The sequence below is a fragment of the Ruegeria sp. HKCCD7181 genome (assembly GCF_057221055.1).
On sequence record NZ_JBWVBC010000027.1, the window covers coordinates 1 to 9834 of the forward strand.

The window sequence follows — 9834 nt, forward strand, 5'->3', positions numbered from 1 at the left end:
GCCGCTACCAACTCTCCGCCGTATCATACCGTCATGCCGGGGCCGATGCTTTCGACCTCTGGAACGACTATGCCGCCCAAATGCGCGCTTGAAAGTCCGAGGACTTGCCCTTCTCAATCACGCGCAAATAAGTTGGCAATGCCCCACCGTTTTATAGAGCGGCGCACTCGACCGATGCTGGGGTTTAAAGCCTATGTTTCAGCAGCTGCAACGCTGGATGGAATTGAAGTCGCGAACATGATCCGCAAAGGCCAGTTCACGCCCGGACTCTGTCCGTTTCGTCAATTCGCGGAATTGGCCGCTTAGCTCGCAGCTGTGGCGCGATACCTGCAGTCAGCAATAAACTTCGCAACAGAACCGTGAGCTCTAGAGCCTCCAGTTGCACCTATTGACATGAACACTGATTCATGTTTCATGTTTGTTTAGGAGAAAACAGGGAGGACCCCCATGTTGCGCATGTTTGCGTTGACGGTTGCCGGTGCGTTGATGACGTCCGCAGCCACTGCAGAAATCAGAATTGCCCATGTCTATGGCAAAACTGGCCCGTTCGAGGCTTATGCGGCGCAGTCGCACAATGGCCTGAAGCTGGGCCTTGAGTACGCCACCGGGGGAACCATGGAGATCAATGGCGAAAAGATCGTCTTGATCGAAAAAGACACGCAGCTAAAACCCGATATCGGTCGCGCCCAGCTGGAAGAAGCCTATGGTGACGATGACGCGCATATCGCGGTTGGCCCGGTCAGCTCGGGGGTTGCATTGGCAATGCTTCCGGTGGCCGAAGAGTACGAACGCGTTCTGATTGTCGAACCGGCCGTGGCTGATTCAATCACCGGAGCAAACTGGAACCCCTATATCTTCCGAACCGGTCGCAACTCATCGCAAGATGCAATTGCAAATGCGGTGGCCCTGGGCGGTGAGGGTGTGACCATCGCAACCCTGGCACAGGACTATGCTTTTGGCCGGGATGGCGTCGCGGCCTTCAAAGAAGCGCTGGAGGCCACGGGTGCGACTGTTGCACATGAAGAATACGTGCCCACCGACACGACGGATTTTACTGCAGCGGCCGAGCGGATTTTCACCAAGATGGGTGATATTGAGGGTGAGAAAAAGCTGTTCATCATTTGGGCCGGTGGCGGCAATCCGATGGGCAAGATCAACGCGATGGAGCCCGAACGCTTTGGTATCCAGATCGCGACTGGCGGAAACATTCTGGCCGCGCTGAAGGCCTATAAAGAGTTGCCCGGCATGGAAGGTGCGACCTACTACTATTACGAGATCCCGCAGAACCCGGTGAACGACTGGCTGGTGAAAACGCATTTCGAGCGCTTCGACAGTCCACCTGATTTCTTCACCGCTGGCGGTATGGCCTCTGGTCTGGCCATTGTCGAAGCCATCAAGAAAGCCGGTGGCGCGGAAGATACCGATGCGCTGATCGAAGCGATGAAAGGCATGACCTGGGAAACCCCGAAAGGCACCATGCAGTTCCGCGCCGATGATCATCAGGCCATGCAGCCCATGTACCATTTCCGCACTGAGGTGCAGGACGGAAAAGACTATGGCGTTCCGGTGCTGGTGCGTGAAATCGGCATGGACGAAATGAACATCCCTGTCCGTAACCAGTAAACTGCAGCGAATTTCCTGTCTGTGCTGGGGCGGCCCTACAGGCTGCCCCGGGGATAGGGGAAGAGACATATGACACAGACACTTCTGCAAACCGAAGCACTGACCGTACGTTTTGGCGGCCATGTGGCGGTGGACGCGGTCTCATGCAGCTTTCACGCCGGTGAGCTGACGGCAATCGTTGGTCCGAATGGCGCAGGCAAAACAACCTATTTCAACCTGATCTCGGGGCAGATCCCGGCCAGTTCGGGCAGTATAAAACTGATGGGTGAGGACATCACCCGGTTGGGCGTGGCCGAGCGGTGCGATCGCGGTTTGGGGCGGGCGTTTCAATTGACCAACCTGTTTCCCTGCCTGTCGGTTTTGGAAAATGTGCGTCTTGTGATCCAATCCAGACGCCACAAGGGATTTGGTCTGTTTTCCATGGCTGACAGCCATACTGAATTGACAATAGCCGCGATGGCCATTCTGGAGCGTGTGCGGCTGGACACCCAAAAGGATCTGCTTGTTTCCGAGCTGTCGCATGGAGATCAGCGCAAGTTGGAAGTCGCGCTTTTGATCGCGTTGGACCCGATGGTCTACATGTTCGACGAACCAACCGCGGGGATGAGCGTCGACGAAGCCCCAGTGATCCTTGACCTGATCGCCGAAATCAAAGCGGACCGGGAGCGCACCGTGCTGCTTGTCGAGCACAAACTGGATGTCATTCGCAGCCTCGCGGACCGTGTGATCGTTCTGCACAATGGTGAATTGGCCGCAGACGGTGCCCCCGCCGAGGTCATGGCCTCGGCCGTTGTTCAGGAAGCTTATTTGGGGAAGGAGCTGGACCATGTCTGACCTGATCCTGTCACTGAACGCTGTGCATACCGACATCGCGCAATACCACATTCTACAAGGCGTTGACCTGCAGGTGCCACGGGGTCAAGTGACAATGTTGCTGGGGCGCAATGGCGTCGGCAAGACCACGACGTTGAAGGCCATCATGGGGCAATGGACCGCCAAGTCGGGCGAAATTCTCTATGATGGTCAGGACATTACCCGCAAGTCGGTGTTTGCACGGGCGCGGGCTGGTATCGGCTTTGTCCCCGAGGACATGGGGATTTTCAGCGATCTGACGGTTGAAGAGAACATGGCGCTCGGCAGCCTTTCGGGCAAGCTGGACCCCAAGCGAAAAGACTGGCTTTTGAACGCCTTCCCGGCGCTTGGAACATTCTGGAAAAGTGAGGCGGGCAATCTGTCGGGTGGTCAAAAGCAGATGCTGTCCATCGCGCGGGCAATGGCGGAAGATCGCGAATTGTACCTGATTGACGAGCCCACCAAAGGCTTGGCCCCGGCCATTATCTCGACCATGGCGCAGGCGCTGCGCGAACTGAAGGCTCAGGGGGCCTCTGTCCTGCTGGTCGAACAGAATTTCTCGGTTGCCAAGGCCCTTGGGGACAGCGCCGCCGTCATGGATGACGGCCGGGTGATCTGGACCGGGGTCATGGCCGAGTTGAGTGAAAACAAGGACCTGCAAGAACGCTTGATGGGTCTTAGCATGGAGGCGCCTTGAGATGACCGCAGCCCCCGATCACAGACCGACCTTTGCCAGTGTCAGCCTGACCGAGCGGCTGGACGAGGCGATGCCGCTGCTGTTGATCCCGATCCTGGTAATATTGGGCTTCTTTGCCATAGGGGCACCGGCCAGTTGGCTGACCCTGACGGTTTCCGGCCTGGCGATGGGCATGATGATCTTTATCATGGCCTCGGGATTGACGCTGGTTTTCGGCCTCATGGACGTGATCAACTTTGGTCACGGCGCCTTTGTTTCGGTCGGCGCTTTTGTCGGGGTTTCTGTCCTGATCGCACTGGGCGACTGGACGGGCGCGGCATCGCTACTGTTGAACATGTCTGCGGTCCTGCTGGCGGTGATCGCAGCGATGGCGGTCACCGGGATCATGGGTTGGGGCTTTGAGCGGATCATCGTCAAGCCGGTCTACGGTGCCCATCTGAAACAGATTTTGGTCACTGTCGGCGGTTTGATTGTTATCGAACAGTTGATCCACGTGATCTGGGGGCCGGACGAGATTTTCATCAACCGCCCCGAAACCCTTAAGGGCGCTGTCACCTTCGCCGGTGCCGCGATGGAGAAGTACCGCCTGTTGGCGGTTGGAATCGGTCTGGTGCTTTTCATTGCGATGCGTGTCGTTCTGAGGCGCACAAAGATCGGCCTGATCGTTCGCGCCGGGGTTGAAAACGGTCCCATGGTCGAAGCGCTTGGCTATCGCCTGCGTCTGGTGTTCGTCGGTGTCTTTATCGCCGGTTCGGCTCTGGCCGGGCTGGGGGGGGTGATGTGGGGCCTGTACCAAGAGGTCATCACCGCCGGGATGGGGGAAAGGATGATGGTTCTGGTGTTCATCGTGGCCATCATCGGCGGGCTGGGGTCGGTCGAAGGAGCCTTTATCGGTGCGCTTCTGGTGGGGCTGTTGCAGAATTACGTGGCCTTTCTGGAACCCAAATTGGCGCTGGTGTCCAATATCGCGCTGATGACGGCAATTCTGATGTGGCGGCCGCAAGGCATGATGCCCGTAGTGAAGGCGAAGTAAGATGCTGGTAAAACTGCTTTCCGGAGATCAACCGCGATCCGCCATCCTGACCGCCATTTTGCTGGTCATCCTGATCTGTCTTGCGGGCGCGCCCTTTATCTTTGACGGGGTGCGGGCACTTGATACGGCTGCGCGGATCTGCATCTTTGTCCTGCTGGTGGCAAGCTATGATCTATTGCTCGGCTACGGCGGCATCGTCAGCTTTGCGCATACGATGTTCTTTGGTCTGGGCGCCTACGGTGTTGCTTTGGCGTCGACCCATATGGGGCGCGGCTTTGACTCGCTGCTGCTGGGGTCGGTTTCTGGCGCCTTGGCGGCGGTTGTTCTGGCGTTGCTTATCGGTCTCTTCAGCTTGCGCGTGCGGGCAATCTTTTTTGCCATGATCACTCTGGCTGTGGCCTCGGCGGTGGCGGTTCTAGTGTCACAGTTCTCGGGGCTGACCGGGGGTGAGGACGGGCTGACCTATAAGATCCCGCGGGTTCTGACCTCGGCCAACCGCATGGGAGAGTTTTTGGGCACGCGCATCAGCGGCAAGATCCTGAACTACTATCTGGTGTTCCTTGTGGCGCTGATCTTGTTCCTGCTGCTGCTGCGCATCGTAAATTCACCGTTTGGCCGCGTATTGCAAGCGATCCGCGAGAACGATTTTCGGGCTGAGGCGATCGGATACCGTGTGGTCTGGTATCGCACCGTGGCGACCTGTCTTTCGGCTGCGACCGCTGCGCTGGCGGGCAGCCTGTTTGCCATCTGGTTGCGCTATGTCGGGCCGGACACCACGCTGAGTTTTGAGATCATGCTCGACATTCTGCTGATGGTGGTGATTGGCGGCATGGGAACAATGTACGGTGCGGTGATTGGTGCCACCCTGTTCATTCTGGCGCAGACCTATCTGCAAAACCTGATGGGCACAGCGTCCGAGGCCACCTCGGCGCTACCGCTGATCCCTGATCTGCTGGACCCGGATCGCTGGCTGATGTGGTTGGGTATCCTTTTTATCCTCAGCGTCTATTTCTTCCCGACAGGTATCGTGGGCCGGTTGCGCGCGCGTCGTGCTTCATGACTGTGCCGGTTGTCTTTCTGCACGGTTGGGCGATGAACGGCGCGGTGTTTGACGACCTGACCCGACGCCTGGGGCCAGGGTTTGACTGCCACGCACCAGACCTGCCCGGTCATGGGCGGCGCAGCAAGGACACTGCCAATCTGGACACCTGTGCAGCCGTGGCCAAACACTGGATCGACCGCTTGGATCGGCCTATTCTCGTGGGCTGGTCGATGGGGGCAGGAGCTGCCTGGCGATACGTGTCCCGGAACGGGACCGCTGCACTGCGCGCGCTGGTGACCATTGACATGAGCCCACGCATGATGCCGGGCCCGAATTGGGACCTTGGGCTTTTGGGTCAGAGCGCTGCGTCGATTCAGGCAACGGCGGACCGGATCATCCCCGAGTGGCCGAACATGGCGGGGGGCATCGCGCATTTGATGTTCGCGCCCGACAACTCACCCACGCTGAGCCGCAGTGAAATCCATGCGCTGTTGCTGTCGCAAAACCCGGTTGATCTGCAGCCGATGTGGGAGCAGCTCATGCTCATGGATGAGCGAGACACAATCTCGAAAATCGACATCCCCTATCTGATCTGCGCCGGAGCGCAAAGCCGATTGTATCGTCCCGACGTGGCGCGCTGGACGGCTGCGCAGGCCAAACAGGCGCGCGTGCAGAGCTTTGCCAATTCCGGACACTCGCCACATCTGGAAGAACCTGACGTTTTTTGTGATGCGCTGCGCGGCTTTGTTGCGGCAGAAAAGTTGGCGATGCAACACCAGGATCAAGAAGTAAGCCAATGACCAAAGCCACAAACGCCAAACCCAAAACGAAACGCGGGATCGAGCGTCGGGCGCAGATTCTTGCCGCGGCTGAAAAGGTGATCGGTCAACAGGGTTTTGCGGCTGCGTCCATCGCCGATATTACCCGTGCCGCGCAAACCGCACTGGGCACGTTCTATATCTATTTCTCGGGCAAGGATGAGGTTTTTCGCGAGCTTGTACAGGAAATGGGTCACGCCACACGTGCACAGGCTGCAGAACGTGTGGCCGGTGCGAAAGACCGGCTTGAATCCGAACGGGCCGGTTTGATGGCCTACCTGACGGTCGTCCGGGATCGTCCGATGCAATACCGCATCGTTGAAGAAGCGCGCTTTGTCGATCCGCAAGCCTATCGGGAGTATTACACCGAGTTTGGCAAAGCCTATGCCGATCAATTGGATCAGGCCGTTGCTAAAGGCGAGATATCGCCGGGCGATGCCGAAATACGGGCCTGGGCGCTTATGGGCGTGGCCAAAACCTTGGGCGAACGGTTCGTACTTTGGGAAGACGACGTGGACCTTGAGAGGGTCGTGGACGAAGCGCACAAATTCATATGCTACGGATTGGCGCCATGAGTGATCTGGTTGTCTGCGATCAGCTATCGCTGCAGAATGGAGAACCTTGTTTCCGCATTCGAATGCAGGCACCACGGGCCAACGCCCTTGAGCCCACCTCTTTGTCGGAATTGCACAAAGCCTTTGACGCGCTGGAGCGTTCAGGGCTCAAAAAGGCGCTGGTGACCGGCGGACGAAACTTCTCGACCGGGGGTGACATTGGTCGGTTTTTTGACGCCGCGCAGCGTGGCGACGCAGAAACCTATGCCGAGACCGTGGTGCCAGTACTGCAAAAGCTGGTCTCGCGGATGATCAGCCTGCCAGTTGTGATCGCCTCGGCCATTGAAGGCGCGGCAACTGGTGGATCAGCAGGTCTTGTTTTCGCATCCGATATTGTCACTGCCGCACCGGATGCCTTTGTTCAACCTTACTACAGCGTGATGGGTTTTGCCCCGGATGGAGGATGGACCGCGCTATTGCCCGAACTGATCGGGACAGCGCCCGCGCTATGCTGGCTTATGGCCAATGCCCGGCATGCCGCAGACAAGCTAGAAACATTGGGCCTGGTTACAGCTGTGGATGCGAATCCCGAGGAGCGGGCATTGGCCTTGTTGGGTGGAATCGAAACCGGATCGGCCCTGACCACCAAATCCATGATCTGGACCGCGGCGCGGCGCGCCACTGTTCAAGCCGGACTGGATGCCGAAGCGGCAGAATTTCAAAAGTTGATCGGGCGGCAAGAGACCCTGTCGCGAATGACCATGTTTCTGCAGGAAACGGAATAGATGTGATGTTCGATGTGATTCCGGATATGGCTGCCAAACGGGCTGAGCTGAGCCCTACGGATTTGGCGTTTCGTGATACCGCGACCGGGCGCGACTGGAGCTTTGCGGCAATCAACGATGCCGCCGACGCGGTTGCCGCAGGATTTCGCGTGCGCGGGTTGGCTGAGGGTGACAGGGTCGCGATCCTTTGCCACAACCGAACCGAGTTTTTCATCACACTCTTTGCCTGCCAGAAAGCCGGGACGATCCTGTGCCCGCTCAATTGGCGTCAACCGGTGGCGGAATTGGTGGAAACCGTCGAACAGGTCGGGCTATCGATGCTTTTGACCGACACAGATTTCGCGGACGCCGCGCATGCGGTGGGTCAGGCAATCGGTGCGCCGGTCCTTACGCTGGAAGGGGACATAGCGGATTGGGTCGCTCAAGGGGGTGCCGCCCTGACGGCCCCGATCCCGGCAGAGCGTCCATGGTATCTGTTGTTCACATCCGGGACGACCGGCCTGCCAAAATCCGTGATCCAAACAGCGCGCATGGCTTGGGCCAATACCATTAATATCGGGCAGGCGATCGACATCACCGCGAAGGATCGCGCGGCGTGTTTCCTGCCGTTGTTCCACACTGCCGGGATCAATCTTTACACCTTGCCGATCTTTCTGACCGGTGGGTGTTCGACCGTACTACCCAAGTTTAATATCGAGACAGTCCAGCCGTTGTTGCAAAGTGGCCAAATCAATCAGTTCTTTGCCGTTCCGGCAGTCTATCAGGCTTTGTCCTTATCCCCCGACATCGACCAGATTGATTGGTCTTCGATCCGCTGCGGCTGCGGGGGCGCGCCGTTGCCGGAGCCTTTGATCCACTTTTTTGCGGAAAAAGGGGCCAGGGTTTTGAACGGTATGGGCATGACCGAAACCGGTCCCACGGTGTTTCTGATGGACAGCACGCACGCGGCAGAGAAAATCGGTTCGGTTGGCAAACCGCAAAGCCTTGTCGAGGTGCGGTTGGACGGTGTGCTGGCTGGTGCCGAAGGTTCGGGCGAATTGCAGTTGCGCGGACCGGGTGTCACGCCGGGATATTTTGCCAACCCGTCGGCTACCGAAAAGACGTTCACCGAAGACGGCTGGCTGCGTACGGGCGATGTCGCGCGTCGTGACGCTGACGGGTATTATTTTATCGTGGACCGGATCAAGGACATGTACATCTCGGGTGGCGAAAACGTCTATCCGGCCGAGGTTGAACGGATTTTAAACGCCCATCCGTCCATTCTTGAAAGCGCGGTTCTGGGTGTGCCGGATCAGAAATGGGGCGAAACCGGAGCCGCCTTTGTCATGCTGCGCCCCGGAGAGACTCTTGAACCTGAAACCCTGTTTCATTGGTGCCGTGAACGTCTGGCCGGGTACAAAGTTCCCACCCATCTAAGCTTCGTTGGAGACTTTCCGCGAACGGCCGCTGGTAAAATCCGCAAACCAGACCTGCGAGAGGGGTTTTGCAATGATTGAGCTGCAGGAAAACTGGACCCCAACGCAGGCAGAATTTGACGCTTTCGCCGCCGTCTCAGGGGACGACAATGCCATCCACGTGGATCCAGCCTTTTGCGCATCAACCACCTTTGGTCGAACAGTCAGCCACGGAATGCTGATCTATACAAAGCTGTGGGGGATGTTGAAACGCCACAACTCTGCGGTCCTGCAGGTCAGCCAAAAGCTGATGTTCCCAAACCCGGCGTTCACCGAAGAGGAACTTAAATTGAAGATCACGGAAAAAGCGCCCGGACTGGTGGAGATGCGCGTAATTCGCGTGGCTGACGGTGCTGAATGCCTGCTGGGTGAGGCGGAAATTTCATGTTGAGCATCGGTCAGACGGCTCAGATCACCCGCACTTACACCCCAGCTGATTTGGCGGCTTTTTCAGCCCTCAGCGGGGTCGAGGCCACCGAGGTGCCGGAACCGTTGATCGCGGCCTTGTTCTCTTACCTGCTTGGGGTGGAATTGCCCGGATCGGGCACGAATTACCTGAAACAAGAGTTGATCTTCAAAGCCCCGGCATCGGTTGGTCAGCCCTTGACCGCCAAGGTCGAAATCATTCGTTTGCGGAGCGACAAGCATCTGGTTGATCTCTGGGCCAGCTGCACTTCGGCGGATGGCAGAGTGATCTGCGAAGGTCGCAGCCTTGTGAAAGCCACAGACGTAAAAGGGGCATTCAAGGCGGCTTTGAAAGTGTAGACGCCCTGCTGGCTTCGATGTGCCATTGTGGTAAATCCGACAACACCCCGGTTGGAATTGGGTCGGCCGGCATTGCCAACTTGTTTGCGCGTGATTGAGAAGGGCAAGTCCTCGGACTTTCAAGCGCGCATTTGGGCGGCATAGTCGTTCCAGAGGTTGAAAGCATCGGCCGCGGCATGACGGTATGAGACGGCGGAGATTTGATAGCGGC

Annotated in this window: 11 protein-coding genes and 3 pseudogenes; 13 read left to right on the forward strand and 1 reads right to left on the reverse strand. The window is 57.9% G+C overall.

Annotation, left to right across the window (positions count from 1 at the left end; genetic code table 11):
- The 13 genes and pseudogenes from AC2TCY_RS22790 to AC2TCY_RS22850 all read left to right on the forward strand — a co-directional run.
- Positions 1-92 (forward strand): annotated as a pseudogene (locus AC2TCY_RS22790) (IS6 family transposase); the annotation flags it as partial.
- A gap of 49 nt (positions 93-141) precedes the next feature.
- A pseudogene (locus AC2TCY_RS22795) lies at positions 142-306 on the forward strand (IS6 family transposase); the annotation flags it as partial.
- A gap of 141 nt (positions 307-447) precedes the next feature.
- On the forward strand, positions 448-1623 hold the full coding sequence (locus tag AC2TCY_RS22800; RefSeq protein WP_480851023.1) for a substrate-binding domain-containing protein: 1176 nt from the start codon (positions 448-450) through the stop codon (positions 1621-1623).
- A gap of 69 nt (positions 1624-1692) precedes the next feature.
- Positions 1693-2457: an ABC transporter ATP-binding protein gene (locus AC2TCY_RS22805; protein ID WP_480851025.1), complete on the forward strand. Its 765-nt coding sequence runs from the start codon at positions 1693-1695 to the stop codon at positions 2455-2457.
- Positions 2450-3172, forward strand: coding sequence for an ABC transporter ATP-binding protein (locus tag AC2TCY_RS22810; protein ID WP_480851027.1), 723 nt, complete (start codon positions 2450-2452; stop codon positions 3170-3172). Before AC2TCY_RS22805 ends, AC2TCY_RS22810 begins: the two co-directional genes overlap by 8 nt.
- 1 nt (position 3173) lies before the next feature.
- Complete coding sequence (locus tag AC2TCY_RS22815) at positions 3174-4205, forward strand: branched-chain amino acid ABC transporter permease (protein ID WP_480851028.1); 1032 nt, start codon at positions 3174-3176, stop codon at positions 4203-4205.
- A gap of 1 nt (position 4206) precedes the next feature.
- Positions 4207-5265 (forward strand): branched-chain amino acid ABC transporter permease, encoded by a 1059-nt coding sequence (locus AC2TCY_RS22820; RefSeq protein WP_480851030.1) that lies wholly within the window; start codon positions 4207-4209, stop codon positions 5263-5265.
- The gene (locus tag AC2TCY_RS22825; protein ID WP_480851032.1) at positions 5262-6047 is read left to right on the forward strand and encodes an alpha/beta fold hydrolase; all 786 of its coding nucleotides are present in this window, start codon (positions 5262-5264) and stop codon (positions 6045-6047) included. The genes AC2TCY_RS22820 and AC2TCY_RS22825 overlap by 4 nt, the downstream gene beginning before the upstream one ends.
- Entirely contained in the window at positions 6044-6640 is a 597-nt protein-coding gene (locus tag AC2TCY_RS22830; RefSeq protein WP_480851034.1) for a TetR/AcrR family transcriptional regulator, read from the forward strand. Before AC2TCY_RS22825 ends, AC2TCY_RS22830 begins: the two co-directional genes overlap by 4 nt.
- Complete coding sequence (locus tag AC2TCY_RS22835; protein WP_480851036.1) at positions 6637-7404, forward strand: enoyl-CoA hydratase/isomerase family protein; 768 nt, start codon at positions 6637-6639, stop codon at positions 7402-7404. Before AC2TCY_RS22830 ends, AC2TCY_RS22835 begins: the two co-directional genes overlap by 4 nt.
- 5 nt (positions 7405-7409) lie before the next feature.
- Positions 7410-8900, forward strand: coding sequence for an AMP-binding protein (locus tag AC2TCY_RS22840; protein WP_480851037.1), 1491 nt, complete (start codon positions 7410-7412; stop codon positions 8898-8900).
- A complete protein-coding gene (locus tag AC2TCY_RS22845; protein ID WP_480851038.1) occupies positions 8893-9249 on the forward strand; it encodes a MaoC family dehydratase in 357 nt (118 codons plus the stop codon). The genes AC2TCY_RS22840 and AC2TCY_RS22845 overlap by 8 nt, the downstream gene beginning before the upstream one ends.
- Positions 9243-9623 (forward strand): hotdog family protein, encoded by a 381-nt coding sequence (locus AC2TCY_RS22850; protein ID WP_480851039.1) that lies wholly within the window; start codon positions 9243-9245, stop codon positions 9621-9623. Before AC2TCY_RS22845 ends, AC2TCY_RS22850 begins: the two co-directional genes overlap by 7 nt.
- Before the next feature lie 119 nt (positions 9624-9742).
- Here AC2TCY_RS22850 and AC2TCY_RS22855 read toward each other — a convergent pair.
- Positions 9743-9834: pseudogene (locus AC2TCY_RS22855) on the reverse strand (IS6 family transposase); the annotation flags it as partial.

Coding starts and splice junctions, on each gene's coding strand:
- AC2TCY_RS22820 (WP_480851030.1), top strand. CDS start 4,207: ATGCTGGTAAAACTGCTTTCCGGAGATCAACCGCGATCCGCCATCCTG.
- AC2TCY_RS22815 (WP_480851028.1), top strand. CDS start 3,174: ATGACCGCAGCCCCCGATCACAGACCGACCTTTGCCAGTGTCAGCCTG.
- AC2TCY_RS22810 (WP_480851027.1), top strand. CDS start 2,450: ATGTCTGACCTGATCCTGTCACTGAACGCTGTGCATACCGACATCGCG.
- AC2TCY_RS22825 (WP_480851032.1), top strand. CDS start 5,262: ATGACTGTGCCGGTTGTCTTTCTGCACGGTTGGGCGATGAACGGCGCG.
- AC2TCY_RS22805 (WP_480851025.1), top strand. CDS start 1,693: ATGACACAGACACTTCTGCAAACCGAAGCACTGACCGTACGTTTTGGC.
- AC2TCY_RS22830 (WP_480851034.1), top strand. CDS start 6,044: ATGACCAAAGCCACAAACGCCAAACCCAAAACGAAACGCGGGATCGAG.
- AC2TCY_RS22835 (WP_480851036.1), top strand. CDS start 6,637: ATGAGTGATCTGGTTGTCTGCGATCAGCTATCGCTGCAGAATGGAGAA.
- AC2TCY_RS22840 (WP_480851037.1), top strand. CDS start 7,410: ATGTTCGATGTGATTCCGGATATGGCTGCCAAACGGGCTGAGCTGAGC.
- AC2TCY_RS22845 (WP_480851038.1), top strand. CDS start 8,893: ATGATTGAGCTGCAGGAAAACTGGACCCCAACGCAGGCAGAATTTGAC.
- AC2TCY_RS22800 (WP_480851023.1), top strand. CDS start 448: ATGTTGCGCATGTTTGCGTTGACGGTTGCCGGTGCGTTGATGACGTCC.
- AC2TCY_RS22850 (WP_480851039.1), top strand. CDS start 9,243: ATGTTGAGCATCGGTCAGACGGCTCAGATCACCCGCACTTACACCCCA.